Consider the following 16,665-nt stretch of genomic DNA (forward strand, 5'->3'; position numbering starts at 1 on the left):
CTCGCCATGAGGGCCGCAACGAAGCGGCCGTGAACTTTTTGATGGAGGCGTTTGTCGATGTCGTCTGGGTCCAGCGTGGAGGATCACCCCGTTTCGATCGGTGCCGGAGAAGGCTACCTGAGGGACTACTACGAGCACCTTGCCGAAGAGGACGCTCGCGCGTATCCCGGGGAGTTGCTGGCAGAACGGGCAGAGACGCACCGCCGCACGGCGGCGCACCGGTTCCCCGGCGCCGCCAGCATCACCATCGCCGACGAAGCGGACCGCAGTGTGGTCTACATCGTCACCGACGACATGCCCTTCCTCGTTGACTCGGTCAACGCCGAACTGGTCCGGCAGAGTGCCCCCATCCGCCTGGTGATGCATCCCCTGTTCGTCGTAACCCGCAACCGCGAGAGCGGTGAACTCGTGAAGGTCGCGCGCGTCCCCTCGCACCTGGGCATCTCGAGCGGCGACACGGCAGCGATGCCGAACCTTTCGCACCTGATCGCCCAGGGGGACAACGCCTCGCACATGGAGTCGTGGATCGCCGTCGAAATCGACCTCGTGGACGACGCGAAGCGCGCGGCGCTGATGGAGGGCATCGGGCGCGTGCTCGACGGCGTGCGCGCCGCCGTCGAAGACTGGCCGAAGATGCGGCACCGGGCGCTTCAGATCGCCGAGGACCTCGACAAACTGGCCAATCCCGCGCAGATCGCCGAACTCCGGCAGGCCCAGGAACTGCTCCGCTGGCTGGATGACGGGAACTTCACGTTCCTCGGCTACCGCGAGTACGACCTTAAGAACGAATCCGGCGAGGATGTGCTGGAACCCCGGGAAGAGAGCGGACTCGGACTGCTGCGGGGAGGAACCGACACCCCGCACCAGATCCAGCACCTCACGGAAACCGGCAGGAAAAAAGCCCGCGAAAAGCGCGCGCTCGTCATCACCAAGGCCAACTCCCGCTCCACCGTGCACCGCTCGGCCTACCTCGACTACATCGGTGTCAAGAGCTTCGATGCGGCCGGCAACGTCAACGGCGAACGCCGCTTCATCGGGCTCTTCGCCACCACCGCGTACGCCGGATCCGTCCGTGACATCCCGGTGGTCCGCGAAAAGGTCGCCGCGGTCTTGAGCGATGCCGGCTTCCCGCCGGATTCCCACTCCGGCAAGGACCTGCTGGGCATCCTCGAGACCTACCCCCGCGACGAGCTCTTCCAGATCGAAATCCCCGATCTGGCCGCCATTGCAACGGGCATCCAGCGGCTGCAGGAGCGGCGCCGGACCCGGCTGTTCCTCCGGCCGGACATCTATGGCCGTTTCATGTCCGCCCTCGTCTACCTCCCGCGGGACCGGTACACCACCAACGTGCGCCTGCGCATCGAGGAGGAGCTTCGCGAGACCTTCGATGCCGTTTCCATCGACTACGAGGCGCGGATGACGGAATCCGCGCTGGCCCGGCTTTTCTTCCGGATCAGGCTTCCAAAGAACGCCGACGTCAGCAACATCAACAGCGACGAGCTTGAGAAGCGGCTGGTCCGCGCGGCCCGCTCGTGGAGCGAGGGCATCGCGGAGGTCCTGCACGCCCGTGCCGACGGCGACGGCGGCACCGAGGACGACGGCGCCAAGGAGCGTGCCGCCATGTGGGCGGAGGCCTTCCCCGCGACCTACCGCGTCGACTACGAAGTGGAGGATGCCCTGGAGGACATCGCCCGCTTCGAGAAGTACGGTGCCGGCGCCGGGCAGGCCGGGGAAACCGGAAAGGAACAGCCCGGTGTCCATGTCTACCTCCCCGAAGGCGCCGGAGCAACGCTGGAAGAGGACGCACGCGTCAAGCTCTACATGCTCGAGCCCAAGAGCCTGAGCCAGATCCTGCCCTACTTCCACAACCTGGGCCTGGAAGTCCTGGACGAACGCCCGTTCGAGATCGAAACGGCGGACCAACGTGACTTCTTCCTCTACGATCTCGGCCTGAAATACCCGGCCGGGGTGGACCCCCTCAAGACCGGGCAGCTGCTCGCGGACTCGTTCGGCGCCGCGGTCTCCGGTGAGGTGGAATCGGACAGCTTCGACCGACTGGTGCTGCGCGAGGGGATGCACTGGCGCCAGGTCGTCGTGCTGCGCGCCTACGCCAAGTACATGCGGCAGATGGGAAACACGAACTCCTACGGATTCCTGGCCGACACCCTGCTGGCCAACCCTGACGTAAACCGCGGACTCATCGCGTTGTTCGAGGCCCGCTTCGATCCCTCACTCAGTGAGGACGAGCGCAGGCTCCGGCAAAAGGAGGTCCTCGGCGGACTGGACGCAGCCATCGAACAGGTCGCGACCCTAGACGCGGACCGCGTGCTTCGCACGTTCAAGAACCTGATCCAGGCGACGCTGCGGACCAACTACTACCAGAACAAGCCGCACCTCAGTTTCAAGCTGAACCCGTCTGCGATTGACGGACTGCCGTTCCCCACGCCGATGTTCGAGATCTGGGTCTACTCGCCCCGCGTCGAGGGTGTTCACCTGCGCTTCGGCAAGGTGGCCCGCGGCGGACTGCGCTGGTCTGACCGCCGCGAGGATTTCCGCACGGAAATCCTCGGCCTGGTCAAGGCCCAGACCGTCAAGAACGCCGTGATCGTGCCCACCGGTGCCAAGGGCGGGTTCTACGCCAAGCAACTCCCGGACCCCGCGGCGGACCGCAGCGCCTGGATGGCGGAGGGCGTCGAAAGCTACAAGACGTTCATCCGCGGCCTCCTGGACGTCACCGACAACCTCATCACGACGCCGGAGGGCGAGCAGCTCGTGCCGCCGGCCGACGTCGTGCGGCACGACGACGACGATTCCTACCTCGTCGTCGCGGCCGACAAGGGCACGGCATCGTTCTCCGACATCGCCAACGGCCTGGCCGTGGAATATGGTTTCTGGCTTGGGGATGCCTTCGCCTCCGGCGGCTCCGTCGGCTACGACCACAAGGCCATGGGCATCACCGCCCGCGGTGCCTGGGAATCGGTCAAGCGCCACTTCAGCGAGCTGGACCTGGACACGCAGACCGAGCCGTTCACGGTGGTCGGCGTCGGCGACATGTCCGGTGACGTGTTCGGCAACGGCATGCTGCTCTCGAAGCACATCCGGCTGCTCGCGGCCTTTGACCACCGGCATATCTTCCTCGATCCCACCCCGGATGAGGCCGTTTCCTTCGCCGAGCGGCAGCGGCTCTTCGAACTGCCCCGTTCCTCGTGGGACGACTACAACAAGGCACTGATCAGCGAAGGCGGCGGCGTGTTTGCCCGCCAGGCGAAATCCATCCCGGTATCGGACCAGGTCAGGTTCGCCCTCGGGCTGCCCGACGGGACCACACGGCTCAGCCCGCCCGAACTGCTGCGTGCGATCCTGCTTGCCCCGGCCGACCTGCTGTACAACGGCGGAATCGGCACCTACGTCAAGGCCGGCACGGAAACGAATGCCGAGGTGGGCGACAAGGCCAATGACTCCATCCGCGTCGACGGCCGCGAGCTGCGCGTGAAGGTGGTCGGTGAAGGCGGCAACCTGGGCATGACCCAGCGGGGCCGCATCGAGGCGGCACTCCAGGGGGTTATCCTCAACACCGACGCGATCGACAATTCCGCCGGGGTGGACTGCTCCGACCACGAGGTCAACATCAAGATCTTCGTGGACCGGATGGTCGCCGCCGGGAAGCTGGATCCTGCGGAACGTTCGGAGTTCCTTGCCTCGATGACCGATGAAGTCGGCCGGCTGGTGCTGGAGGACAACATCGACCAGAACATCCTCCTGCTCAATGACCGGATGCGGGTTTCCGAATGGAGCCCCAGCTACGAACGCCTGATGGACTGGCTGGAGAAGCGCGCCGATCTGAAGCGTGAGCTGGAAGCCCTGCCGACGACCGAGACGCTGCGTGAGCGGCTGGAACAGGGCCAGGGCCTGACCTCGCCCGAGCTGTCAGTGCTGGCCGCCTACGCCAAGATCGAACTCGCCTCGGCGCTCCGGGACAGCGACCTGGCCGACGACCCGTGGTTCCGTGCCACGCTGCGTGCCTACTTCCCGCAACAGCTGCGGGACAGGTTCGACGCCGAACTGGACACACACCCGCTGCGGCGCGAAATCATCGCGACGGTGGTGGCCAACGACATGATCAACCTCGGCGGCATCACCTTCGCGTTCCGCGCCATGGAGGAAACCTCGGCCACGGAAGCCGCTGTCGCCAAGGCGTTCGTGGCCCTCCGCGAGGTCTACGAACTCGACATCATGGTCAAGGAACTCAACGAACTCCCGGCGTCGTTCCCGACCGAACACTGGAGCACCGTCCACCTGGACATCCGGCGGCTCCTGGACCGCGCCGTCCGGTGGCTCCTGGGCCAGGGCTCGACATCCCGTCCCATCGCCGACATTGTGGCGGAATTCAAGCCGCTCATGGACCCCATGCGGGCCCGGCTGCTGGACTACCTCCGCGGCGACGACCGCGCGCGCGTGGCCGAATGGCTGGAGAAGGCGCGCAGCTGGGACCTTCCCGAGGACCTGGCGCACCGCTGGGCGGAGCTGTTCGAGAGCTTCGTGCTCCTGGATATCGCCAAGATCGTCCATGTCAGCCCGGAATCCGTGGCCGACATTGCGCACGTGTACTACACGGTGTTCAACCGCTTCCACGCGGATTCCCTGCTCGAACGCATCACCAAGCTGCCGAGGGCGGACCGCTGGCAGGCCCTGGCCCGCGCGGCCCTGCGGGATGATCTCTACTCCACCGTCTCGGACATGACGACGGCGGTCCTGGAGAGTACTCCGGCCGGAACTCCGGCGGAGGAGCGGCTGGCGGCCTGGGAGAGCCAGAATGTGGAGCAGCTCGGCCGGGCGAAGTCCATGTTTGACGAGGTCAATGCCCTCGAGGCCGATGACATGGCCTCGCTGTCGGTAGCATTGAGGCTCTTGAGGTCAATCGTTCGACGCTAGGGGCTGCCGCCCCCGGCGTCGCAATTGGAGGTGCTGTGGCAATCTTTACGGACCCTATCAGGGAGCATGCTGATTTCGGGCCGGGGGATGCCGAATGGCTACACCTCCTTGTCGGCGACTGGCAGATGGTCGCGGACCTTGCGTTCGCCGACCTGGCGCTGTGGTTCCCGCACCCTGAGTTCGGTTACGTGGCGCTGGCCCACGTCCGCCCCTCCACCACGCACACGGTGTTCCATGCCGACTTCGTGGGGGAGGGGATCAGGTCGGACCTGCTGCCGCTGGTTGGCAAGGCGTGGGAGAGCCGCACGATCGAGCGCTCCAACGAGACTAACTGGAGCAGTGACATGGCCCTCCGGGTCGAGGCCGTACCCATGGTCCGCAACGGCCGGACGCTGGCCATCGTCACGACCCACATGGACCTTTCCAGCTCCCGGATGCCGTCCCGGCTTGAGCTGACCTACCGGCAATGCGCCTACGATCTGCTCCGGATGGGCACGCTCGGGCTCTGGCCCGACTTCGCCTCGCCTACCGGCTCCCGGCGCGGCGCGCCCCGCGTCGGCGACGGCCTCATCAGGCTCGACGCCGAGGGGATCGTCCAGTACGCGAGCCCCAACGGGGTCTCCGCGTTCCGCCGGCTCGGCGACGGCGAGTCCCTCGAGGGGAGGAGCCTGGCCGAGGTCACGGCGGGACTGCTGAAAGACCGCCGCATGGTGGATGAGACCCTCCCGCTCGTTGTGACGGGACGCATGCCATGGCGCAGTGAAATAGAGTCCCGCGGGGTCAGCCTGTCGCTGCGGGCCATTCCCCTCCGGGACGAACAGCAGCGCTTCGGGGCCCTGGTGCTCTGCCGTGATGTCTCCGAGCTGCGGCGGCGGGAGATGGAACTCGTGACAAAGGACGCCACGATCCGCGAGATCCACCACCGGGTGAAGAACAATCTGCAGACCGTCGCTGCACTGCTGCGGATGCAGTCACGGCGCATGGTCAGCGACGAGGCCAAGCAGGGACTCGAGCAGGCGATGCGACGGGTGGCCACGATTGCCCTCGTGCATGAGACGCTCTCCCAGGGCCTGACCCAGAGCGTCGACTTCGATGAGCTCATCGGCCGCCAGTTCCGCCTCTCGGCTGAGGTGGCGTCCCCGTCGCAGCAGGTGAAAACGGCCCGCTCGGGACTCTTCGGCGAGCTGCCGAGTGACTTTGCCACCCCGCTGGCCCTGGTGATCAACGAGCTGGTGACAAACGCCGTCGAGCATGGTCTGGAGGGCCGGACCGGAACCGTCTGGTTGATCGCCGACCGCTCCGAAAGCGAGGACGGCGAGGAGCTGCTCACCGTGTCTGTCGCGGACGACGGCGTCGGCATCCCGGCCACGCCGTATGTGGAGGGACTGGGCCTGCAGATCGTGCGCACCCTGGTGACGAGCGAACTGGGCGGGAGCATTCAGTGGAAAGCCAGGGAGGGCGGCGGAACCGCTGTCCAGATTGTCCTGAGCCTGGCTAAACGGTAACCGTTGGCCGGCGGCGGGCCGGTTCATTGAACCCGCCCGTCCGGCCGGCGGCACGGCCCGGCGGCCGTTAAACGGCAAATGGCCGCAGACGGAGGTCTGCGGCCATTGCTGTCCTGCCGCTGAATGCGGATTGCCGGTGCGCCGGCATCAGGAACTTGGTCTTTAGGAGGCGCGGCGGGCGCGGGCCGCGCGGCGTTTCAGGGCGCGGCGTTCGTCTTCGCTCATGCCGCCCCAGACGCCGGCGTCCTGGCCGGACTCCAGCGCCCACTGGAGGCAGGTGTCGACAACGGGGCATCGACGGCAAACACTTTTGGCTTCCTCGATCTGCAGGAGGGCGGGGCCGGTATTTCCTACGGGGAAGAAAAGCTCCGGGTCCTTGTCAAGGCACGCTGCGCGGTTACGCCAATCCATGCTGATCAGTCACTCCATTTCCTGGGCACTCGTTAAATGCCTTTGTGAAACTATTCACTAGAGGCTTCATAAGAAAGGGGCCCTCTGGGGCCCCCTCGGTCATCTGGTTTAAGCGTGTCATGTTAACGCTGCGTAAACAAGGGATAACCCGCTTCAATATGCCTCGGGATCGTGAGCGATGCATCACATTCGCTGGCGGCGCCCTCACATCTAGACGACTATGTCCGGTACTGTGCCAGTGTGTCAAGAGCTCCTGAAAACCCCTCCGGACCTGCCGCGAACGGCGATGGTCTTCCCCCAGGTGTCCCTGCCGGCGATCCCGGCGCCGGCCTTCCTGCGCGGCCCTCAGGCATCCTGGTGATTGCGGTCGTCGTCGCGCTGGAAGCGTCAGCGCTGCTGGTGGCGGCCATCTGGTACGGAAGCCAACTGCTGACGGGCGCCCCGGTACTCTCCTTCTGGGGCGCGGTGTTCACGCTGGGGCTCCTGCTGGCCTTCTCCGCCTGGCTCTTTGCGGTGGCCACCTTCCTGTTCCGCGGATACCGGTGGCCGCGTGCGGGCGCACTCGTTGCTCAGCTCTTTACGCTCACCATCGGCTTTCCAACGCTGACGGGTGGGTTCCCCCTGGCGGGTCTGGCCATGCTCGTGCCGGCGGTAATCGCCATCGTGCTGCTGTTTGACAAGCGTGTCATTGCCTTCGCGTCGCGTGCAGGCGGGGCGCCGCCCGCCCTGTAGCCGCGGATTCACGGTCCCCTGGCGCTGCTGTCTGCCGCAGGATCGAACGCCAACTGCACCATCTGCGACCGGCCGTCCGATATCACGACCGCGCGGCCCGGGGGAGGGTTTTGCTCTAGGTCGAAACGGACGCCGAACAGCTCTCCGTCCAGAGGGCTGCGCGGGGCGATCAGGACGCCCCGAACCTGGCCGGCCGCCCTCAGAACCAGGGGAACCCGTTGCCGGGTGCCCGGGCTGTAGACGGCGGTGAGGACCACCCGCCAGCCGAGCCTGTTGAGCAGAAGCAGCTGGCTGTTGGCTTCGGGCGACTGCAGATCGAGGTCGTCCGCCAGGAGTATCGCTGCCGGGTCCAGTTCGCCGGAGCTTGCTGCTTCGTGGAGCCCCGCCCAGTACTGCTCCGCGTCCTCCTCCGCGTGGGCGCGGAGCCAACTGGCCCCCGGATTGAGGCCTGGCAGGGCAGTCAGCAGCGAACTCTTGCCGGAGGAATGGCCGCCGAGGACGGCGAGGACATCGCCCTGCTGCAGTGGTAGGCCCGCCGGCAGCATGTCGTCGCCTCCGACGCCAAGGCACACGTGGCCGGGCGGGGGAGCAGGGCACGATAGGCGGGAGTGGACTTCGGCGACCGTGACCAGCCGGGGAAGTGGCTCGACGCGGAACGGCCGGGTCCGCGGGGCAACGGTCCCTGCCAGCGCAGCAGGGGAGGCGGCCCCGAACAGCTGTCCCACATGCCCCGACGGAGAGGATGCCGGGGACATCGGCCCAAAAACCACCACCCGGCCGGAAGCGGCGTCAAAGACGGGCAACCGGGGCCAGCCGAGCCTCCCCTCTTCCGTCGATCCGGCGGGCAGGAAGATCCGGTTGGGAACGGCAGCGAAGAACCTGGCGCTCACAAGCTCGCGTTCGCCCGCGGCAAGCACCGTGATTCCCGCCCTGGCGCCGTCGCGGACGATGTCCTGGACGAGGTCTTCGGCCCAGGCCAGGGGGCCGGCCCGGAACGCCGACACCCAGGAGCCCCAGCCGCACAGTGCGAGGACCAGGTCAGGTGGGCCGGCCGTGGGCGCCGCGCCCAGTCGCCGGGTCATTTCTTCCGAGAGCCGTTCCAGAACCCGCGCGGCCCGGCGGAGTTCGTGCAGCCCCACGACTGCGCCGACCCGCGGCGCCTTGGCCGCTTCGGTGAATGAACCGGCGGCATCCAGGAGATAGAGATGCGATTCCTCCTCGCAGCTAAGGAGTTGCCCGAGGATGAGCCCCAGGACGGCGTCGGCGCCGCCATTGCTGCCCGAGATCAATCCCAGATGACCGTGTGCGCCCGGAAGCCAGCCAAACTCGGCGACGCGCTGCTCTTCGGGAAGGTCCAACAGCCCCAGCCGGGTCCCGTCGAGGATCCCGTCCGCGGGAAACGGCAGATTCCTGGGGAGGGGCTCTGCGACGGGACGGCGTGGCGGGCTGCCGCCGGCCGCCTCCCACAGGGCGGATACTGTTTCCGTCAGCCGGGCCACAGCCCCGGCAGATTGCGGGGCTGTGCTGCCCGCCGAGCCTGATGAGCCGGCCGGCGGGCGGTTGAGGAATTCCATTGCCTCCATCACCGCGGGGCGGCGGGTCGTCTCCTGGACGGGCGAAGTGACCGTGGCCGACTGGAACTCCTCCGGCGCTTCGTTGCCGCGGACCAGGTAGGCCCGGCCCGGTCTGGTGATCGGAATAGCGGCGGCCAGACGGGAATTGATGATGTCAACGGACTCCATTTCGGATTGGACCCGCAAGGCGACGCAGCTGGTGACGTTTGCGCGGATATCGGCTGACACGGCGCCCTGGGGACGCTGGGTTGCCATGATGAGGTGTATTCCGAGGGATCGGCCGATGGCGGCAATCCGCATCAGTTCAGCCAGGGCGGCAGGGGCCTCATCGACCAGCATCCTGAATTCATCGATGATGATGACCAGATGAGGCAGCAACGGCCCGGCCGGATGAGCCGATTCGTAAGCTATGAGATCGGCGGCCCGAAACTCGGCGAGGAGTTCCTCCCGGCGGCGAACTTCCGTGCCCAGGGAGACGAGAGCGCGGGCTACTGCATTGGTGTCGAGGTCGGTGAGGAGCCCGACGCAGTGGGCCAGGCCGGCCAGGGGCCGCAGACCGGCGCCGCCCTTGAAATCTATGAACAGCAAATTGACTCGGCCGGGTGGATGGGCGGCCGCCAACGCAGCGGCCAGGGTCCGGAGGAATTCCGACTTGCCTGACCCCGTGGTGCCCGCCACGAGGAAGTGGGGGCCGTCAGCCTGGAGGTCCAGCCGCAGGGGACCGGAACTTCCGATGCCAACCACCACCGGAAGGCCACCCGCTGAGGCGGACTCGGTCCAGCGCTGGGAAATGTCCCGCGCTGAGAACGGGACAAGCCCACCGAGGGAACAGGCCGGGGGGATGCCCGTCCGTGGGACCGACGATGGAACACCGGCTACCAAGTGGCGGCAGTTGCGGTCGAAGACGCCGGCCGGAACAAGGTCAGGTGTGAACTCCAGCGATGAGCGGGCTGATGAAAGCGTTCCGGTCCGGGCATTGAGAACGATGGATGACTCTGCACCTGCGTCCGGATCGCCGGCGCAGTCGATTACTTGCCAGCCGCGGCTGACTGCCACGGCGCGCAGCGCGGATGTTCCGGCGGCTTTGACGATGATCAGTACCCCGCCCTCGGGGCCCCCGTCCGGGCAGGCCGCCAGGGTTTCCATAGTGGCGGCTTCCTGCGTGGAGAGAGTCGCGGCTGCAAGGAAGCGCGCGGCAAGGAGAGCCGGGGTCGGACCATGAATGAGAATCCTGGTCCGCCGGGCAGCGGGGTAGCAGGCAAGCTGCAGCACGAAGGATCTGAGCAGCCCCGCCACATTGGCTTCCGGCCCACAAAGGGTGGTCACGGTGGTTCCAGGATCCAAGGTAACAGGCATCATTCCGAGCAGCGGTGGCCGAACGCCGGCGTCGGGCGGCTCCAACCGGATGTTAGCGCATTGTTGTGCCTCTCCGAGGCGCAGCCATACGGGCCCTGTGCCGGCAGAGGCCGCCACAACAGAGTCAGGCCCGGCAAATGAGCCTCGCAGGGACAGCTCTGCTGCAGACGGTGCGGCCCGCCGCCGTCGTTCCATGTCCTCAATCGCCGCCGCGGCGACGGCAGCCTTCAACTCCCGGCGCTGCCGTCTGCCCAAGACAACGGGTACCAGGACCGAAACCGCTGACACAGCCGTGAACGCCAGGAAGATCCACATTCCCGTTCCGACCGCCAGTCCGGCCCCGATTGCCAGCGGAAGGGCCGCCGCCAGCATCAAGGCAGCCCTGTTGCCGTTCGCCGCGGGGTTGCTGACCACCAACGGTGCCGAGGCGTCTGAACCCGCAGAACTCTGGACTCCGGGGGCCAAGGCGCCGCAGAAAACCAGGGACATCGACGAACCGCCGCACCGGATCATGGCGTCTGACGAGAGGGCCGCGGCCTGCACTCTTTTTCCGTTGACGCTGATCCCGTTGGCACTCCCAAGATCGAGCAGGGTGACGGCGGAGTCGGAGACATCCAGCTGCGCATGTTCGCGGGACAATTCCGTGTCCGGGATGACGATCTCCGTGCCGCTGCGTCCGATCCGGAATCTTCCGCGCCGTAGGGGGACCACCAGGCCGGCGCCGGGCCCGCTGTGCACGGCAAGGACCAGGCGTGCCGCATCCGGGGCAGCGGCAGTCACTGCGCCGTCCATCAGAACTGCGCCGTCCATCAGAACTGCGCCGTCCACCAAGACGGCGCCGTCGACGAGGGGGCGCTCGCCGACAATGAACGCGGCGACCGGGACCCGGTCCACGGTCAGCTCCCGGGTCCCGTAGCGACGGGCGATCGCCGCCTGAAGTTCCACTCCGGAACACATGGCTGGCAGTTCGATGGACAGCTCCACCGGCCCGGCCGCGAGTGCGGATCCCGGCGCCGGAACGAGAGTGCAGTGCAGCATCATCGGCTGGGGGTCCTTTCCCGCGGCGTCGCTAAATCCCACGCTAGTCGCGGAAGCAGCGGCCCGCGCCAAGGAAATCCTGGTATGTGGAAAGCCGTGCTGACCTCGGGAAACGTACAAACGACCGGGCCCGCGGCGACCCCCGCCGCGGGCCCCGATTCGCCGGTTTACACCCTGTCTCGGGTAGGCTAGAGCAGCAGACAACGCACAACGTTGCGCTGCCCATATTCGAACCAGGAGATTTTGTGACCGCTGACCTTGTCATCGTAGGGTCAGGCTTTTTCGGCCTGACAATCGCAGAACAGGCCGCCACTGAGCTGGGCTTGAAGGTTGTCGTCATCGACCGCCGCCACCACATCGGCGGTAATGCCTACAGCGAGAAGGACACGCAGACCGGAATCGAGGTGCACCGTTACGGCGCACACCTCTTCCACACCTCGAACGAACGTGTCTGGGAGTACGTCAACCGTTTCACGACGTTCACCAACTACGTGCACAAGGTGTACGGCGTGCACAAGGGTGAGGTTTACTCCCTGCCCATCAACCTGGCCACGATCAACCAGTTCTTCCGCGCCAACCTGACTCCCGGCCAGGCGCAGGAGCTCATCAAGGAACAGGCCGGGGAACTTGCCGGCACTGACCCGCAGAACCTGAACGACAAGGGCATCCAGCTCATCGGCCGGCCGCTCTACGAAGCGTTCATCAAGCACTACACCGGCAAGCAGTGGCAGACGGACCCCAAGGACCTGCCCGCGGGCATCATCTCCCGGCTTCCGGTGCGCTACAACTACGACAACCGGTACTTCAACGACAAGTACGAGGGTTTGCCGACCAACGGCTACACCGCGTGGATCGAAAAGATGGCCGAGCACCCGAACATCGAGGTCCGGCTCAACACCGATTTCTTCGACGAGTCGCACGAATACAGCAAGAACAAAGTTGTTGGCAACGTCCCGGTCATCTACACCGGCCCCGTCGACCGCTACTTCGACTACGCCGAGGGCGACCTCTCCTGGCGCACCATCGACTTCGAGGAAGAAGTGCTCGACGTCGGCGATTTCCAGGGAACGTCCGTGGTCAACTACAACGACGCCGATGTGGCCTACACCCGCATCATCGAGCCTCGCCACTTCCACCCGGAGCGCGACTACCAGACGGAAAAGACCGTCGTCATGCGCGAGTTCTCCCGCGCGGCGGAGAAGGGCGACGAGCCCTACTACCCGATCAACACGGCAACGGACCGGGAGCGCCTGCTGAAGTACCGCGACCTCGCGGCCGCCGAAAAGGACGTCCTGTTCGGCGGACGCCTCGGAACGTACAAGTACCTGGACATGCACATGGCCATCGGGTCCGCGCTGACCATGTTCGAGAACCAGATCCGCCCGCATTTCGAGGGCGGCGCGAAGATTGAAAGCGGAGGAGTGGACGCGTGACAGTCTCAAGCGAAGTAGAAGTTGAAACGAAACTGAGCTGGTCGACTCTCCAGAGGGTAATTCTGCCCAGCCAGAGCCAAATGGACACTGTCCCGCTCTACATGGACATGGGTGCCGCCACCGGGACGCAGCTGCCCACGGCGGGCGACCGCGAGGGAAAACCGGCCAGTGTCCGCAGCTTCGCAGCCCCAACGAAAGAAGCTCATATAGAGGATTTCCTCTCCCGCAGGTCCACCTTGGTCCGTTCGGGTGAGCGTGTGTCTTTCGGAAGCTATTTCAACGCCTTCCCGGCAAGCTACTGGCGCCGATGGACAACCGTTGAGAATATTCGGCTTCAGGTACGCACCCAGGGGCCCGGCTCCGTCATTGTCTACAAATCCAATGCACGTGGGTCCCTCCAGCGGGTCGACACCCGGAGGGTTGAAGGAACAGCTGACAGCGTCTTCGAGTTGAGCTTGGCACCGTTTGGCGACGGCGGATGGTATTGGTTCGATCTGGTCGCCGGCACGGAACCCCTCGTGATGCTCGAGGCAGAATGGCAGGGGCCAGCCGTTGAAAAGCCATCGGGCTCCGTCACCCTGCAGATCACGACGCTGAACAAGAACGACTTCTGCCTGAACAACCTGCGTCTCATGGCGGAGAATCCTGAAGCCCTTGAGCACGTTCAGGAAGTGCTCCTTGTGGATCAGGGCTCACAAAAAGTCTCTGAGGCCGAGGGATTCGCGGAAGTCAGGGATGCGCTCCAAGGGAAACTGAGGATCATCAACCAGTCGAACCTCGGAGGGTCCGGCGGGTTCGCCCGGGGAATGTTCGAGGCCGTTGAAAATGGCAGCGACTATGTGCTTCTTATGGATGACGACATAGTCGTCGAGCCGGAAAGCATCATTCGTCTCCTCACATTCGCGGACCGGTGCAAGACGCCGACCATCGTCGGTGGGCACATGTTCGATCTTTACAACCGGACCGTCATGCACACGTTCGGTGAAGTTGTGAATCCGTACAGGTTCCAGCCCGCACTGCCGAGCGAGGAAATGATTCTGGGGCACGACTTCATGTCGTCAAATCTTCGCCAAACGTCCTGGCTGCACCGTCGTGTTGATGTGGACTACAACGGCTGGTGGATGTGTCTGGTTCCTACCGCCGTTATCCGCGAGATTGGCTTGTCGCTTCCACTGTTCATCAAGTGGGATGACTCTGAGTACGGCCTTCGTGCCAAGAAACACGGATTCCCGACCGTCTCCCTGCCTGGTTCAGCGGTTTGGCACGTTTCGTGGATCGACAAGGACGACCTGGTCGGCTGGCAGGCGTACTTCCACGCGCGCAACCGTGTTGTCGTGGCGCTGCTGCACAGCCCCTACGAGTACGGCGGGCGCGTCGTTCGCGAGTCTCACTACCATGACGTGAAGCACCTCGTTTCGATGCAGTATGCAACTGTCAGGGGGCGTAACTGGGCAATGGAAGATGTCCTCAAGGGGCCGGCCGGTCTTCGGGAGCTTCTGCCGACGAAGTTGCCGGAGATCCGAAAAATGATGGCTGGTTACTCAGACTCGGTGTTCCGCCCTGACCAGGACGACTTCCCTGCACCAAAAATGGACAAGCCGCCCCGCCGGGGCCACGGCATCACACAGCCCTCGAAGGTCTCACTTCTGCCATGGGCAGCCAAGACGGTCATCCGGCAACTGCTTAACCCCGTGAGCGGATCAAGCATGGAGCGCCCCCAGGCGACCGTGCCGCACCAGGACAACCGTTGGTGGCGGATGGCCCAGTACGACAGCGCGGTGGTCTCCAACGCAGAGGGAACAGGTGCGTCCTGGTACAAGAGGGACCCGAAGCAGCTCCGCGAGATGCTCGCCCAGAGCGCGCATCTGCACTCAGTCCTGCTCAAGGACTGGCGCGAACTTAGCGCCCAGTACCGGGCTGCCGTGGGGGATCTGACTTCGATGGAGTCATGGAGGAAGACTTTCGAGCAGCACACGCAGAACGAGATCAAGTGAGCGGCGTCAGCTTAAGCGAACTCACCACCCCCGGCATCGGCGGCGGGATCCGCGACATCCGCCAGTCCGGGTTCTTGCTGAAGTTGTTGGTACGGAAAGAGCTCAAGGTCCGTTACAGGGGCTCCGTTCTGGGGCTGATGTGGTCCTACGTGAAGCCCGGCGTCCAGTTCATTGTTTTTTACATCGCCTTGGGCGTATTTCTTGGACTGGAAAAAAGTCCCAAGAACCCTGACGGGCTCGCCAACTATGCCATCTACCTTTTCTCGGGAATTGTGCTCATCAATTTCTTTTCCGAGGCACTGGGCAATGCTGCGAGGTCGATAGTCCATAACGGCAACTTGATCAAAAAGATCTATCTTCCGCGGGAGCTGTTCCCTGTCGCCTCTGTGTGGGTTTCCGCGGTTCACTTCTTTCCGCAGCTGGTTGTGCTCGTCACAGCGTGTGTCTTTGCTGGGTGGCACCCCAATCTGCTCCAGCTCCTGGCTGCGGTCGGAGGCTTTGTCATCGTTGCACTCCTTGCCACAGGACTCGGCCTGCTGTTCGGCTCGGCAAACGTCTATTTCCGTGACTCCGAGAACATCGTCGACATGTTGCTGATGATCGCGACATGGGCTTCGCCGGTCATGTACTCGTGGACCATGGTTCGGGACAAGCTTGGGGACGTTGCTTTCGCCGTCTACCAGGCGAATCCGATCACCGTTGGAGTGGAGCTCTTCCACTACGCTTTCTGGTTGCCAACCACCGATGGTTCAGCGCCGATGCCGCCGAACTTGTTCACCTTGTGGTTGCCCGTGGGAATCGTTCTTTCGATCGCGGTCCTTGTCCTGGGCCAATTTACATTTCGTCGGCTTGAGGGCCGATTCGCGCAGGAGTTGTGAGTGGCAAACGCTATTGAAGTACGGGACGTCAGCAAGCAGTTTGTGCTGCGTCACACCCGGTCGTTGAAGGAGGCTGTCGTATGGCTTGCCAAGGGTCGCCGAGGCGACCTGTCGGAGAAGTTCCACGCGCTCAAAGACGTCTCGCTGACAGTAAGGACCGGAGAGTCCGTGGCGCTCCTGGGGCTGAACGGGTCCGGTAAGTCGACGCTCCTTAAACACATATCCGGAGTCATGCTTCCCGACTTCGGCACTGTCCGTACCCGGGGACGGGTGGCCGGCCTCATTGAAGTTGGCGCGGGTTTCCACCCCGACTTGTCGGGCCGGGACAACGTCTACCTCAACGGAGCCATCCTGGGGATGACGGAGCAGCAAGTCAACGATCGCTTCGACGCCATCGTGGAGTTTGCAGAAATCGGGCAGTTTATCGACACGGAAGTGAAGTTCTACTCTTCCGGAATGTATCTGCGGTTGGCCTTCTCGGTAGCAGTCCATACGGACCCTGAGGTCTTCCTCATCGATGAAATTCTGGCGGTCGGAGACGAGCCTTTCCAGCGCAAGTGCATCTCCAAGATTCAGGAGCTGGCCCAGAACGGCAAGACGCTCGTTGTCGTCAGCCACGACCTTGACCTGGTGTCGCGCATCTGCGAGCGGGGTGTCCTCCTTGAGCACGGGAACCTGATGTTCGACGGCCCTATTGATAAGGCCGTGGCCCTTCTTCGGGCCTAGGGCCGGGCAGCGGCAGGGCCCTCAAGGGAACTGAGCGTCTCAGTCCCCGGACCGGAGCACATCGACGACGACCGTTTCACTATAGG

The 16,665-nt window shown here is 64.7% G+C and carries 9 protein-coding genes; 7 read left to right on the forward strand and 2 right to left on the reverse strand.

What is annotated here, in order from left to right; translation table 11 throughout:
- Positions 1-57 precede the first annotated feature (57 nt).
- On the forward strand, positions 58-4,932 hold the full coding sequence (locus AB4Y67_RS04380) for an NAD-glutamate dehydrogenase (protein WP_441404567.1): 4,875 nt from the start codon (positions 58-60) through the stop codon (positions 4,930-4,932).
- A 35-nt stretch (positions 4,933-4,967) separates the two neighbouring features.
- On the forward strand, positions 4,968-6,437 hold the full coding sequence (locus AB4Y67_RS04385; RefSeq protein WP_441404568.1) for a sensor histidine kinase: 1,470 nt from the start codon (positions 4,968-4,970) through the stop codon (positions 6,435-6,437).
- 162 nt (positions 6,438-6,599) lie between these two features.
- On the opposite strand, the gene AB4Y67_RS04390 is transcribed toward AB4Y67_RS04385, so the two are convergent.
- Positions 6,600-6,848, reverse strand: coding sequence for a WhiB family transcriptional regulator (locus tag AB4Y67_RS04390; protein ID WP_003804966.1), 249 nt, complete (start codon positions 6,846-6,848; stop codon positions 6,600-6,602).
- 240 nt (positions 6,849-7,088) lie between these two features.
- On the opposite strand from AB4Y67_RS04390, the gene AB4Y67_RS04395 reads away from it, so the two are divergent.
- Positions 7,089-7,580, forward strand: a complete 492-nt coding sequence (locus AB4Y67_RS04395; protein ID WP_441404569.1) for a hypothetical protein — start codon at positions 7,089-7,091, stop codon at positions 7,578-7,580.
- 8 nt (positions 7,581-7,588) lie between these two features.
- Here AB4Y67_RS04395 and AB4Y67_RS04400 read toward each other — a convergent pair whose 3' ends face one another.
- A complete protein-coding gene (locus tag AB4Y67_RS04400; RefSeq protein ID WP_441404570.1) occupies positions 7,589-11,551 on the reverse strand; it encodes an FtsK/SpoIIIE domain-containing protein in 3,963 nt (1,320 codons plus the stop codon).
- 242 nt (positions 11,552-11,793) lie between these two features.
- Here AB4Y67_RS04400 and glf point away from each other — a divergent pair, with 242 nt between their 5' ends.
- The 4 genes from glf (at position 11,794) to AB4Y67_RS04420 (ending at position 16,579) form a co-directional block, all read left to right on the forward strand.
- Positions 11,794-12,981 (forward strand): UDP-galactopyranose mutase, encoded by a 1,188-nt coding sequence (gene glf / locus AB4Y67_RS04405; RefSeq protein WP_441404571.1) that lies wholly within the window; start codon positions 11,794-11,796, stop codon positions 12,979-12,981.
- A gap of 80 nt (positions 12,982-13,061) precedes the next feature.
- Complete coding sequence (locus AB4Y67_RS04410) at positions 13,062-14,975, forward strand: glycosyltransferase (RefSeq protein ID WP_441404572.1); 1,914 nt, start codon at positions 13,062-13,064, stop codon at positions 14,973-14,975.
- Complete coding sequence (locus AB4Y67_RS04415; RefSeq protein ID WP_441404573.1) at positions 14,930-15,853, forward strand: ABC transporter permease; 924 nt, start codon at positions 14,930-14,932, stop codon at positions 15,851-15,853. Before AB4Y67_RS04410 ends, AB4Y67_RS04415 begins: the two co-directional genes overlap by 46 nt.
- Positions 15,854-16,579 carry an ABC transporter ATP-binding protein gene (locus AB4Y67_RS04420; protein ID WP_441404574.1) on the forward strand — a complete coding sequence of 242 codons (726 nt, stop codon included), beginning with the start codon at positions 15,854-15,856 and terminating at the stop codon, positions 16,577-16,579.
- Positions 16,580-16,665: the final 86 nt, after the last annotated feature.

The organism is Arthrobacter sp. YAF17, assembly GCF_052113365.1.
GTDB lineage: Bacteria > Actinomycetota > Actinomycetes > Actinomycetales > Micrococcaceae > Arthrobacter.